The 13,560-nt window shown below is 67.6% G+C and carries 9 protein-coding genes; 8 read left to right on the forward strand and 1 reads right to left on the reverse strand.

All coding sequences use genetic code 11. The features are described from left to right. Positions 1-86: 86 nt before the first annotated feature. The 5 genes from ACK4SV_RS06950 (at position 87) to ACK4SV_RS06970 (ending at position 8,452) form a co-directional block, all read left to right on the forward strand. Positions 87-1,766: an electron transfer flavoprotein-ubiquinone oxidoreductase gene (locus ACK4SV_RS06950; protein WP_409917088.1), complete on the forward strand. Its 1,680-nt coding sequence runs from the start codon at positions 87-89 to the stop codon at positions 1,764-1,766. 144 nt (positions 1,767-1,910) lie between these two features. Then, positions 1,911-3,845, forward strand: coding sequence for a tetratricopeptide repeat protein (locus ACK4SV_RS06955; protein WP_409917089.1), 1,935 nt, complete (start codon positions 1,911-1,913; stop codon positions 3,843-3,845). Between the two features lie 167 nt (positions 3,846-4,012). Next, a complete protein-coding gene (locus ACK4SV_RS06960; RefSeq protein ID WP_409917090.1) occupies positions 4,013-6,619 on the forward strand; it encodes a penicillin-binding protein 1A in 2,607 nt (868 codons plus the stop codon). Positions 6,620-6,706: 87 nt separating this feature from the next. Continuing rightward, a protein-coding gene (gene prfB / locus ACK4SV_RS06965; RefSeq protein ID WP_409917091.1) for a peptide chain release factor 2 occupies positions 6,707-7,814 on the forward strand; the annotation gives its coding sequence in 2 pieces (ribosomal slippage) (positions 6,707-6,775 and positions 6,777-7,814; 1,107 coding nt in all). Further along, positions 7,811-8,452, forward strand: a complete 642-nt coding sequence (locus ACK4SV_RS06970) for a DUF1294 domain-containing protein (protein ID WP_409917092.1) — start codon at positions 7,811-7,813, stop codon at positions 8,450-8,452. Before prfB ends, ACK4SV_RS06970 begins: the two co-directional genes overlap by 4 nt. On the opposite strand, the gene mutY is transcribed toward ACK4SV_RS06970, so the two are convergent. Continuing rightward, complete coding sequence (gene mutY / locus ACK4SV_RS06975) at positions 8,439-9,470, reverse strand: A/G-specific adenine glycosylase (RefSeq protein ID WP_409917093.1); 1,032 nt, start codon at positions 9,468-9,470, stop codon at positions 8,439-8,441. The genes ACK4SV_RS06970 and mutY overlap by 14 nt on opposite strands. A 63-nt stretch (positions 9,471-9,533) precedes the next feature. Here mutY and ACK4SV_RS06980 point away from each other — a divergent pair, with 63 nt between their 5' ends. The 3 genes from ACK4SV_RS06980 to ACK4SV_RS06990 all read left to right on the forward strand — a co-directional run. Continuing rightward, positions 9,534-10,052, forward strand: coding sequence for a DUF721 domain-containing protein (locus tag ACK4SV_RS06980; RefSeq protein WP_409917094.1), 519 nt, complete (start codon positions 9,534-9,536; stop codon positions 10,050-10,052). A gap of 71 nt (positions 10,053-10,123) precedes the next feature. After that, the gene (locus ACK4SV_RS06985) at positions 10,124-10,783 is read left to right on the forward strand and encodes a DsbA family protein (RefSeq protein WP_409917095.1); all 660 of its coding nucleotides are present in this window, start codon (positions 10,124-10,126) and stop codon (positions 10,781-10,783) included. A gap of 16 nt (positions 10,784-10,799) precedes the next feature. Further along, a partial coding sequence (locus ACK4SV_RS06990; protein WP_409917096.1) for an AAA family ATPase occupies positions 10,800-13,560 on the forward strand: 2,761 nt, incomplete at its 3' end.

Below are 13,560 nucleotides of genomic sequence, written 5' to 3' on the forward strand. Positions count from 1 at the left end.
CGGACGGGCTGGACCTTCAGGAAACAGGCTGTAAGTGCTTACCCGGATACGAGGTTGAGGCGCAAAGCGCAAACAAGGAGCAGGCCATGGCAGAGACGCCCGAGCGCGAGTCGATGGAATTTGACCTGGTGATCGTCGGTGGCGGGCCATCTGGCCTGTCCGCGGCCATCCGTTTCAAGCAGCTTGCGAACGAGGCGGGCGAAGACCTTTCGGTCGTCGTCATCGAGAAGGGCGGCGAGATCGGCGCCCATATCCTCTCCGGCGTCGTGATGGACCCCGTCGGCCTCGACACGCTGATCCCGGACTGGCGCACCCGCGATGACCGCCCGCTGAAAACCGAAGTCACTGCCGACAAGTTCATCTTCCTCGGCCCGGGCGGCGCAGCCGACATCTCCTGGCTGCCGATGCCGGACTTCATGAAGAACCATGGCAACTTCACCGGCTCCCTCGCCAATGTCACCCGCTGGCTCGGCGCAGAGGCCGAAAAGCTCGGCGTGGAAGTCTTCCCCGGCTTTGCCGCCTCCGAACTCGTCTATGACGAGACCGGCGCGGTCAAAGGCATCGTCGCCGGCGTCATGGGCATCGGCGCGGATGGCGCGCACAAGCCCGACTATCAGCCCGGCATGGAGCTGACCGGCAAATACGTCCTCTTCGCCGAAGGCGCGCGCGGCTCGCTCACCAAGCAGCTGATCGCGAAGTTCAACCTCGATGAAGGCCGCGACCCGCAGAAATTCGGCATTGGCCTGAAGGAGCTCTGGTCGGTCCCCGAAGAGAATTTCCAGGAAGGCTATGTCCAGCACACGATGGGCTGGCCGCTCGACAACAAGACCGGCGGCGGCAGCTTCCTCTACCATTTCCGCGACAATGGCGAGCCCTTCATCACCATCGGCTTCGTGGTCCACCTGAACTATGCCAACCCCTACATCTCGCCCTATGACGAGTTCCAGCGCTTCAAGCACCACCCGGCCGTCGCCCCCTTCCTGAAGGGCGGCAAGCGCGTCGCCTATGGCGCCCGCGCCATCACCGAAGGCGGCTTCCAGTCCGTGCCGAAGCTCGCCTTCCCCGGCGGCGCGCTGATCGGCTGCGGCGCCGGCTTCGTCAACGTGCCGCGCATCAAGGGCAGCCATAACGCCATCCTCACTGGCATGATGGGCGCCGAGGCCGCCTTCGATGCAATCAGGGCCGGGCGCTCCGGCGACGTGCTGACCGCCTATGAAGAGGCCTATGAGGACTCCTCGGTCTACCGCGAGCTGAAGACCGTCCGGAACGTCAAGCCGCTCTGGTCGAAACTCGGCACCGCGCTCGGCATCCCGATGGGCGGGCTCGACATGTGGACCAACACGCTGATCGGCGGCTTTTCCTTGTTCGGTACGCTGAAGCACGGCAAGAGCGACGCCAAATCGCTGAAACCCGCCAGCAATTTCAAGCCGATCGAGTATCCGAAGCCCGATGGCGTCCTCAGCTTCGACAAGCTGACCAATGTGGCGTTCACCAACACCTATCATGAGGAAGACCAGCCGGTTCACCTGAAAGTGGCCGACATGGCGCTGCAGAAATCCTCCGAACATGATGTGTTCGCAGGCCCGTCCGCGCGCTACTGCCCGGCCGGTGTTTATGAGTGGGTGAAGGAAGCCAATGGCGTGCGCTTCCAGATCAACGCGCAGAACTGCATCCATTGCAAAACCTGCGACATCAAGGATCCCAACCAGAACATCAACTGGACGGTTCCCGAAGGTGGCGGCGGCCCGGCCTATCCGAACATGTAAGCTGCGCGGCCCGCAGGCACCTGCCGCTGAGTGTGTGGCAGGGCCTGCGGCGTTAACCCTTCCGACCTGCCTGCTGGCTTGCCCTTGCGGCGGCGCCCTGATTGATTGATCCTTCCTGCAGTTTTCAAGGATGGATCTTTGCATATGCGCCGCCTGCCGACCCGCCTGCCGAACCGACTGGCGGGCGCTGCCCTCGCGGGCCTGTTGCTCGTGCCGGCCAGCTGCGCGGGCCTGATCAGTCCGGTTGATCCTGCCTACCTGCCAGCTGCAGCCCCCGCCGCGACGCCCGAACGCCCGGTTTCCGGCGCGGCGATGGCGCTCGCGCGGCGCAATGCCGACGGCGAACTGCAACGCTATCCCACCGGCGAAGACGCCGTGCGTGCAGGTGACGCCGCCGGCCTTGTCCGCACGCTCCACCGGCTCGCCCCAGCCCAGCGCGATGCCGAAGGATTCAACCAGGCTTTCCTCGCCCTCGACCGCGCCGCTGACAGTGACTTTACCGCTGCGCGAGAGGCGCTCGGCATCACCGGCGATGAGTCGACCGATACCGGCCTGCCGGGCTTCTATATCTGGCTCGACGCCTGGTTCTTCGCCCTCGAAGGCGAGCCGGACGAGGCCCTGACCCGCCACCGGGAAGTCGCGATCAGTATGCCCGGCCTGACAGCCGACCTCTCCCTCGCCGCGCTGCTGGAAGCCTCCGGCCGCCCGGACGAGGCCCTCGCAGTCTATGAAGCCCTGACCCCGTCCCGGATCGAGGCGCCGGAGCATGAGTTCGACGTCAAGGGCCTGATGTTCGCCCAGGTCAGCACCGTCATCGTCCGCCATGCCCTGCTGCTGCAGCGCCTTGGCCGGATCGAGGAAGCCCAGGCCGTCTACCAGCAGCTCGCCGACGCCCAGCCCGAACAGGCGACCAGCTATGCCGCCGCCATCGAGAGCCTCGCTACGGGCCGCAACCTCGACAACAAGCCGCTGACCTTCATCTCCGGCTTCTCGCAATCCCTGTCGGATGTGTCGGTCGCCCTCCAGCAGCAACGCTATCTCTCGCGCGCCCTCCTCGGCCTCAGCAATACCGGCTTCGATTCGCAGCGCGCGGCCTTCGACCTGATGATCCTCGTGATCGACCCCGAAGCGCGCCAGGTACGCTCCGGCCTCGTCGGCGCGCTGCATGAACAGGCGCTCTACAAGGCCGCCGCCCATGTCGCGCAAGCCGCTCCCGCGCAGACCGCCACCCTGCAGCTCGCCGCCGCCCAGGCCCTGCTGATGTCCGGCGATGAGGCCGGCGCGCGCGCCGCGATTTCCACCGCGCTTGCCGATGCGAGCGATGAGGACAGGCTGCAGACCGTCTACGGCGCCCTGCGTCTCAGCGCGCTCCTCAACGACCGCGACAAGGCGATGAGCCTTCTGCCCGAGGTTCTCTCCCGGGCCGGCAACCCGGCGGAGCGCGCCGCCGCCAACGGGCTCGCCGCCTCGATCCTTGACCATTTCGGGGAAGCCGAGCGCGCCGTTGAACACGCCCGAGAGGCCCGCCAGCTGGACGACACGCATGACCGGCGGATGGCGCTCGCGAATTATCTTGGCCGCGCCGGGCTCGTCACCGAAGGTCTCGGCCTCTTGCGAACCGAACGCCTCGCCCGCCCGGATGATCCCTATACGCTGAATTCACTGGGCTATTTCCTCATTACCCGGACGGATCGCTATGAGGAAGGCTACCGCATCCTCGCCCGCGCGCTGATGCTGGCAGAGACAAACCCCTACATCGCCGACTCTGTCGGCTGGGCCCTCTACCGGCTCGGCGATATCGAACGCGCGCGGCGCATCATCGAAAGCGTCCGCGCCGAACTCCTGCCCCAGCGCAACTGGGAAGTGGAGGACCATCTGGGCGACATCTTCTGGCACAGCGGCGATGAGGATGAGGCCCGCAGGGCCTGGCAACACGCCCTCGACAACCACCCGCCCCATGCCGAACGCCGCCTGATCGAAGCCAAGCTCGCCGGCGGCCTTGAGACTCCTGCGCCGGAGCGGCGCCCGATCCCGGAGATCCGGATGGAGGACCTGCAACCGGAGCGGCGCGGCATCTGAACGCTGCACTCCGGGCATGGACGCTCAGCAAAGGTGCCTCACCCCCCTTTTGCCGGGGGACCGCCCGCCTTACTATGGCCGGAAATCGATGCGAACCGAAGTTCCGAAGGGTCCGGCCGGATGGTCCGGGAGGCCCCGGGATTGCCGAATCGCTGCAAGGTAGCCTGATGACTGACGACGCACCGCCGACCTTCCAGCCCTCGCGCCGGACCAATCCGGATCCCTACAAGGAGCCCGGCAAGGGCTTCGATTGGCTGAAATGGATCGTCCGGCTGCTGATCGCCGGGGTCGTGCTCGGCCTGATCGGCCTCATCGCGCTCTGGGCCTATTTCGCTGCCCTCGGCCGCGATGTGCCGTCAATCGAACGGCTGAAGGCCTATGAGCCGCCGATCACTTCGCGCGTCCATGCCGGCGACGGCACGCTGATCGCCGAATTCGCAGACCAGCACCGGGTCTTCGTGCCCTATGAGTCGATCCCGCTGCACGTCATCCAGGCCTTCGTTGCCGCCGAGGACAAGAATTTCTTCACCCATGACGGCATCGACTATACCGGCGTTGCCCGCGGCGCGATCAACACTGCGCGCAACAAGATCACCGGCTCCGGCGGGATGCAGGGCGGCTCGACCATCACCCAGCAGGTCGCCAAGAACATGCTGCTCACGCGCGACCAGAATATCGAGCGCAAGGCCCGCGAAGCCATTGTCGCCCAGCGGATGGAGCAGGAATTCACCAAGGAACAGATTCTTGAGCTCTATCTCAACGAAATCTTCCTCGGCGGGCGTTCCTATGGTGTCGCCTCGGCGGCCCTGAACTATTTCAACAAATCGCTGACCGAGCTGGACCTGTCCGAAGCCGCCGTCCTGGCTTCGTTGCCGAAATTCCCGGGCCGGGTGAACCCCTACACCAATCCCGAACGCCTGATCTCCCGCCGCAACTACGTCCTCGACCGGATGCTGGAGGATGGCTACATCACGCAGGAGCAGATGGAGGAGGCAAAAGCCACCCCGCTGACCACCACGCGCCGCCTGCGCGGGCCGGAATTCGCCGCAACCACCTATTTCGTTCAGGAACTGCGCCGCGAACTGATCCGCACCTATGGCGAGGACATGCTGGAACAGGGCGGCCTGTCGATCCGCTCGACCATCGATACCCGCCTGCAGCTCGCCGCCCAGGACGCGCTGCGCAACGGCCTGATCGCCTATGACCGCCGCCATGGCTGGCGCGGTCCGCTGACCACCCTGCCGGCCAGCGAAGACTCCGCGCCTGAACTTTCAAAGCTCGGCCTGCCGGGCGGACATGGCAGCTGGGAAGCCGCGCTCGTCCTGTCCGTCAATGCCAATGGCGCCGAGCTGCTGCTGCACGACCGCCAGAAGATCCGGCTGCCCGCAGAGGAAGTCCGCTGGGCCCGCACCTTTACGTCCGAGGAAGGCCAGACCGGCCTGCAGGCGGGCCATGTGATCCTCGCCGAACTCCGCCGCGATCCGCGCCCGAGCACGGCGCCCGCGCAGCCTGCCGCCGCCGTCGAAGATGATGGCGATGAGGCAGAGGAAGACGCGCCCGCCGCGCCCGAAACGGTGGTTGTCGGCAACGCGACCCTGCGCCAGGTACCGGAAGTAGATGGCGCCCTCGTCGCCATTGATCCGCATAATGGCCGCATCCTCGCGATGCAGGGCGGCTATTCCTTCTTCAAATCAGCCTTCAACCGCGTCACCCAGGCCCGCCGCCAGCCGGGCTCGTCCTTCAAGCCCTTCGTCTACGCCGCCGCGCTGGAGCGGGGATACACCCCGTCCAGCCGGATGCTGGATGCGGCCTTCGTCTCCTATGACGTGTCGACCCAGCGTTACTGGGCACCGAAGAACTACACCGCCGGCCAGTCCTTCGGCCTCGTCACCATGCGCGTCGCCCTCGAAAAGTCGCTCAACATGGTCACCGCCCGGATCGCCACCGATATCGGGATGCCGGCCGTCTCCGAACTCTCCGAACGTCTCGGCGTCTACCAGCGCCTTCCGCCCTATGCGGCGATGTCGCTCGGCGCCGGTGATACGACGCTGATCGACCTGACGCGCGGCTATGCCGCCTTCGTCAATGGCGGCCGCCTTGTCACGCCCACCCTGCTCGACCGGGTCCAGGACCGCTATGGCCGCACCCTCTTCCGGCACGACACCCGCGCCTGCGAAGGCTGCGACGCCGACGACTGGGACGGCCAGCCGCCTCCGATGCTGACCGACACCCGCGAACAGGTGCTCGACCCCATCGTTGCCTATCAGGTGACCCGGATGCTCGAAGGCGTGGTCGAGCGCGGTACCGCCCGCCGGGCCCTGCGCGTCGGCAAGCCCCTCGCCGGCAAGACCGGCACGACCGACGAATACCGCGACGCCATCTTCGTCGGCTTCTCGCCGAACCTCGTCGTCGGCATCCGCATCGGCTTTGACGACAACCGCTCGCTCGGCACGGGCGAAGCGGGCGGCTCGCTTGCCGTGCCGATCTTCACCGAGTTCATGGAGAAGGCCCTCGCCAATGAGCCTGCCACGCCGTTCCGCCGTCCGCCCTCGGTGCGGATCGTGCGCGTCGATGCCGCAACCGGCACACTCGCCGGGCCCGGCACGGCGGTCGTCATCGAGGAAGCCTTCCGGCCCGGCACAGAGCCCGGCCTGACAGCCTTCACCGGCGCGGATGACTGCCTGTCGATCTCCGGCTCCTGCGACCCGGCAAGCGATTCCGGTGAGACGGCGGGCGATCCCGCCAATGAAGTCAGCCTCGACGACATCTTCTGACCTCAGCAGCCACAGCTTTGACCCGCCGCGCCCTGCCGGATATAGGCCGGGCAAACCCGGCTTTTCCCTTTTCAGGAGACACGTCCCATGTCCGCAGAACTCCGCTCGCTGATCGACCAGATCAAGACCTCCGCCGCCCTGCTACGGAGGCGTCTTTGACTGGGATACAGCCACAAAACGTCTCGATGAACTGACCGCGCTTTCCGAGCGCCCGGACTTCTGGGACGATGCCCAGGAAGCCCAGGCGATGATGCGCGAGCGCCAGAAGCTCGCGGACGGAATCGCGCTGGTCGAATCGCTCGAACGCGACATTGCCGATGCGCCCGAACTGATGGAGCTCGCTGAAGGCGATGCCGGAATGCTCGCCGACCTGCAGGCCAGCCTCCGCAAGGCCGCCGAGCGCGCAGCCGAGGCTGAGCTTGCCGCGCTCCTGTCCGGCGAGGCTGATGGCAATGACTGCTACCTGCAGATCAATGCCGGCGAAGGCGGCACCGAAAGCCAGGACTGGGCCTCCATCCTGCGCCGCATGTATGTGCGCTGGGCCGAGAAGCGCGGCTATTCGGTCGAAGAGCTTGACGAGCGCGAGGGCGAGGAAGCGGGCATCAAATCCGCCACCCTGCAGATCAAGGGCGAGAATGCCTATGGCTGGCTGAAATCGGAAACCGGCGTGCACCGCCTCGTGCGCATCTCGCCCTTCGACTCCTCCGCCCGCCGCCACACCTCCTTCTCCTCGGTCGCGGTCTCACCCGTGATCGACGACAAGATCGAGATCGAGATCAACCCCTCGGACGTGCGCACCGACACCTACCGCGCCTCCGGCGCCGGCGGCCAGCACGTCAACCGGACCGACTCGGCCGTGCGCCTCACCCACATCCCGACCAACACGGTGGTTCAGTGCCAGAGCGGACGCTCCCAGCACCAGAACCGGGACGAGGCCTGGCGGATGCTGCGCTCGAAACTTTACGAACTGGAGCTTCAGAAACGCAAAGCTGTCGCAGACGCGCAGTATGCTGACAAAAGCGCGATCGGCTTCGGCCATCAGATCAGGTCCTATGTCCTTCAGCCCTATCAGATGGTAAAAGACCTTCGCACTGAAGTTGAAACCTCAGACACGGACGGCGTGCTCAACGGGGATATCGACCGCTTCCTCGCCGCTGCGCTGGCCGCGTCTGTGAACCAGGATACGGATGCGTGAGCCCGAAACCATCCCCGCCCGCCCCCGGCGATGCCGGGCTGCGCCGCATTGGCCGGCTATCGGGCTGGAACGGCGCGCGCGGCTTCGGCTTCCTCAAGCCTGAGGATGGCGGCCCGGATGCCTTCGCGCATGTGAATGCCTTCGCACGCGATGACCGGCTGATCGAGGAAGGCCACGCCTACACCTATCTCGAAACGCGCGACGAGGCTGGCCGCCTGCGCGCCTCGGACATCCGCCCCGTCCGCCCGGAAGTCACCCCGCCAAACCCCTGGCTGAAATTTGCAGAGCGCGGCGCACGCCTCCTCGTGATCCCTGCCTTTGCGGTGCTCGTGATCGCGCTGGCGACTTATCCAAGCATTGCCATCTCGCCCAACTGGTGGATCGTCTACGGCGTCGCCAGCCTTGCCTGTTTTATTGGCTACGCCCTAGACAAACGCGCCGCCGAGCATCGCAACTGGCGGGTGTCCGAAACCATCCTCCTGCTCGTCGGCGTCGTCGGCGGCTGGCCGGGCGCCATCCTCGCGCAGGAAATCTTCCGCCACAAAACCAAGAAGATCTCGTTCCGCACCCTGTTCTGGATGAGCGTCGCGGTAAACATGGCCGCCTTCGTGCAGATCACGGTCCTTACCAGCCGCTGACCGCGCTCTTGAGCGCCTTCGCAAACACGGTCGGCAGCCCCTTCGCCTCGTCCGCCCCGGCCCATCGCCCCTCACCCGGCGGCGCGGCGCGCACCTCCGCCCGCCACACCGTCAGGCGCAGGCTGAAATGCGTGAACACATGGCGCACCTCGCCGGGCGAGGCCCAGTCCGCCTCCACCGGAGGTGCAAACTCCCCCGCCCCCGCCTCGCGCCACTCCGTCCCCGGCAGCGCCAGCATCCCGCCGAGCAGCCCCTGCGGCGGCCGCCTCACCAGCCAGACCTTGCCGTTCCGCATCATCACAAAGGCCTGCCCATGGCGCACCGGCTTGACCGTCTTCGGCGGCTTGATCGGATACCGCTCCGGCGTGCCTTCCTTCCGGGCCGCGCAATACCGCGCCAGCGGACACCGCCCGCAGGCAAGGCTCACCGGCGTGCACACCGTCGCGCCGAGGTCCATCAGCGCCTCGGCAAAGTCGCCGGGCCGGCTTTCGGGCACCAGCGCGCGCACCTCGCGCGCAATCACCTTCTTCGCCTCCGCCCAGTCCCCCGTCAGCGCCAGCAGCCGCGCGAACACCCGGTCGACATTCCCGTCCACCGCCGCCGCCTGCCGCCCGAACGCAATCGCCGCAATTGCGCCCGCCGTATAAGGGCCAATCCCCGGCAGCGCCCGCAGGCCATCTTCCGTGTCCGGCCACGCCCCGCGCGCCGCCACTTCGCGCGCGCATTTCAGAAGGTTCCGCGCCCGCGCATAATAGCCCAGCCCCGCCCAGGCAGACATCACTGCCTCATCCGGCGCCGCCGCCAGCGCCTCGACCGTCGGCCAGCGCCGCACGAAGGCCTCGAAATAGGGCGCCGCATGGGGAACAGTCGTCTGCTGCAGCATGATCTCCGACAGCCACACCCGGTAAGGATCGCGCGCCTCGCCCCGCGCCCCGCGCCAGGGCAACTCACGCGCATGGGCATCGAACCAGGCCAGCAGGTCCTCCGGCAGGCGGCTCAACGGCGCAGCACCTCTCATCTCTGTCACTTCCCTTCCGCGCCAAAGCCCGGCACATTTGCGCGCATGGTGAAGATGTCAAACATGGACCCCATCGCCGAGGCGCAGGCCCGCGTGAAACTGCGCTATTCCCGCGCAAAGCCCGTGCGTATGCCCGCGCGCAGCCTCTCCCTCAGCGCCGAGCGCGTCACCCGCAAGGCCGGCTCCGTCCGGCTCGCCCCGCTGAAATACCTGCAGATCCACTGGCGCCAGATTGCCGGGGAGCAGATCTGGCGCTGGTCCCAGCCGGAAAAGATCACCGCCTCCAAGGATGGCCGCGTCCTGACGCTGACCGTCCTTCCGCAGGCTGCCCCGCTGATCCAGCACCAGTCCGAAACCATCCGCCAGCGCATCTCGGTAGCAGCCGGCGGCGACATCACCCGTATCCGCATCGTGCAAGGCACCGTCCGGCGCACCGGCCCCGGCGAATTCCAGCGACGCGCGCGCAGCCTCACCGCCGCCGAGACAGCGCACATCGCCGAAAAGGCCGCCCCCGTCGCCGATCTGCGCCTGCGGGCCGCAATTGTTGCGCTCGGCGAGGCTGTGCTATCGGCAACAGAGTAAAGATTCCGGCCGGTTTCGTTAACCCTTTGGCAACCGGCCCGGCGCATCCCTTCAGGCAGAGGCTTTTGGACATGGTCAGTATCTCCCGGCGTATCGCCCTTTTCGCAGTCTCGGCCCTCGCGCTCGCCGCCTGCGGCGCAGCCAATGGCGCGGCCACACCCGGCGCGGGCGCCAGCAGCAGCGCGCTCGGGCACACGCTCGGCTCCGCCGATGCCCCCATCACAATCATCGAATATGCCTCCCCCACCTGCCCGGCCTGCAAATTCTTCCATGATGCGATCAAGCCGGTCCTGCAGGAGCGGTTCATCAGCACCGGCAAGGTGCAGTTCATTTTCAAGGACTATCCGCTGAACAGTATCGACGTGGCGGCCTATGCAATTGCCCGCTGCGCCGGTGAAGGGCGCTTCTTCGACGTGCTGGATGACCTGTTCGCCAATCAGGAGGGCATCCGTCAAGCCGCCGCCAGCGGCGTCGTGACCACGGCCCTTCTCGCCGTCGCCCAGCGCCATGGCATTCCCGACCAGGAAGCCTTCGATGCCTGCATGAATGATGCAGACATCCGCCAGGCCATCGCCGACACCTATGCCAGCGGCGAGCAATACAGCGTCGATGGCACGCCCACCTTCATCATCAACGGCGTCAAGCGTAACTTCTCGGGCGATTTCACCAACCCGGAAGGCTTCTCTCGCCATCTTGATGGCCTGCTCGCCACGCTCGAAGCAGGGAACTGACCGATGAGGCGCCGGCATGCAGATCACTGAACTCCGCATCGCCGGCTTCAAATCCTTTGTCGATCCGCAGACCGTTCCGGTCGAGCCTGGCCTGACCGGCATCGTCGGCCCGAATGGCTGCGGCAAGTCGAACCTGCTTGAAGCGCTGCGCTGGGCGATGGGCGCCAACTCCGCCCGGGCCATGCGCGGCGGCGAGATGGACGACCTCATCTTCTCCGGCTCATCCACCCGCCCCTCGCGGGAAACCGCCGAAGTCACCCTCGTCCTCGACAATTCAAAACGCACCGCCCCGCCCGAATTCAACGGCGCCGACGTGCTGGAGATCGAGCGCAAGCTGCGCCGCGGCGCCGGCTCCAGCTACCGCATCAATGGCCGTACCGTGCGCGGCAAGGACATCCAGCTCCTCTTCGCCGATGCCTCCACCGGCGCGAACTCCCCCGCCCTCGTCCGGCAGGGGCAGATTTCGGAACTCATCGGCTCGAAGCCCCAGAACCGCCGCCGCATCCTGGAGGAAGCCGCCGGCATCGCCGGGCTCAACACCCGCCGCCACGAGGCCGAACTGAAACTCGACGGCGCCGAAGCCAACCTCCAGCGCCTCGCCGAAGTCTCCGCCGAGGTCGAGCGCCAGCTGGCCAGCCTGAAGCGCCAGGTCACCCGCGCCCGCCGCTATCGCCGCCTCTCGGAAGAAATCCACGGCCTCGAAGCACTCCTCGCCCATCTGCGCTGGGCCGAAGCGCGGCAGCTTGCTGAAACCGCCCGCGCCGAACTCGCCCGCTGCCGCGAGGATGTCGAACGCCTCAGCCTCGAGGATGCCATGGCCGAGCGCGCCCGCATCGAGGCCGGCGAGGGCCTTGCCCCCCTGCGGGAAACGGAAATGGCCGCCGCCGCCCGTCTCGGCCAGGCCCGGATCACGCTCGCCAAACTCGATACCGAGCGCCGTATCGCGTCCGATCAGGAAGCCCGCCTTTCCGCCGAAGCCGCCCGCATCGAGGAAGACCTCGCGCGCGAGCGCGCCCTTGAGGCCGAAGCCGCCGCTGCCCTCGCCCGCGCCGAATCGGCCCTCGCCGAGCTGCCCGCCAGCGGCGACACCTCGCTTGCCTCCGCCACCACAGAAGCCGAAACCGCCCTCGCCGAAGCGCGCACCCGCCTCACCGCCGCCGAATCCGCTGCCGACGAAGCCCAGTCCCGTCTCGCAGACCTGCGCGCCCGCCGCCGCGCCGCTGAAGAAGCCGCCAGCCGCCAGCAGCGCCGCCAGTCCCAGCTCACCGCCGAGATCGAGCGCCTGCGCGCCGAAATGACCGGCCTTGAGGACACGGCCATCCAGCTGCTGCGCGTGCGCCAGGCCCGCAATGCCGAGGCCGAAGCGGAAGCCGCCCTGCAGGAAGCCGAACGCGCGGTCGAACTCGCCGAAGCCGACATCCTCCGCCTGCGTGCCGCCGAAGCCGAAGCCCAGATCCCCTTCGACGCCGCCAGCCATGCCGTCAAAGCCCTTGAAGCCGAAATCGCCGGCCTCGAAAGGCTCCTGCGCCGCAGCGACACCGCCACCACAGCCCCGCCGGTCGTCGAGCGTATCCGCACAAGCGAGGGCTATGAAAAAGCCGTCGCCGCCGCCCTTGGCGACGACATCACCGCCTCCACCGACCGTCAGGCCGCGCTCTACTGGGGCGGGGCCGATGTCGCCCCCATCCCGCTGCCCGAAGGCACCGAGCCCCTATCCGCCTATGCCGAAGCGCCCGGCGAACTTGCCGCCCGCCTTGCCCTCTGCGGCCTCGTCAGCCCTGAGGATGGCCCGCGCCTGATGGCCTCGCTCCAGCCCGGTCAGCGGCTTGTCTCGCGCGACGGCCATCTCTGGCGCTGGGACGGGTTCACCCGCACGCCAGAAGCCCCTGTCAGCGCCGCTGCCCGCCTGGAGCAGCAGGCCCGCCTCGACGCCGCCCGCCGCGACCTTGCCGCCCGGCAGGAGGAACTCGCCGCTACCTCCGACGCCCTCGAAGCTGCCCGCAATGCGCGCCTTACGGCAGAAGAATCCCTCCGCCATGTGCGCCAGCTGACAGGCCCGGCCCAGCGCACCCTCAGCGATGCCCGCGCCAAAGCTGCCGAGGAGACCCAGGCCTCCGAACGCGCGGCCCTGCGCCGCGAGGCGGGCAGCGGCGCCCTCGCCCGCGCCGAAGCCGAACTCGCCGCGATCACCGAAACCCTCAGCTTCGCCGAACCTGTCGCCGCCGAGGAGGAAGCCGCCCTCGACGCTGCCCTCGCCGCGGCCCGCGAAACCGTCGCCGCCGCCCGCTTCGCCGAAACCGAATCGCGCGGGCGCCTGTCGGACCTCACCCGCCAGCAGGAACAGCTCGCCGCCCGCCGCGCGTCCCTCGCTGAAGACATCACCAGCTGGACCGCGCGCGCCGGCCAGTCCGCCGCCCGCCTCGCCGCCCTTGAAGAGCGCCGGGGCGACCTTGCCGCCGCCGCGATGACCGCGCGCGAACGCCCGCAGGCACTGACTGAGGAAATCGACGGCCTCTCCGCCGAACTCGACCAGCTGGAAACCGAACGCAAGGCCGCTGCCGATGCCCTAGCCGTCAAGGAGGCCGCCATCCGCGAAGCCGATGCCGCCGCCCGCCGCGCCTTTGCCGCCGCCGCGCAGGCCCGCGAAGCCCTCGCCGGCTGGACGGTGAAGCTCGAAACCTCCGAGGCCCGCCTAGCCGAGACCACCGAGCTTGCCCGCCACAGCTTCCAGCGCACGCCCGAAGGCCTGCTCGCCATCGCCGAAGCCCATCTCGATG

Origin of the sequence: Hyphomonas sp., assembly GCF_046313735.1 — a bacterium.
Taxonomy (GTDB): domain Bacteria; phylum Pseudomonadota; class Alphaproteobacteria; order Caulobacterales; family Hyphomonadaceae; genus Hyphomonas.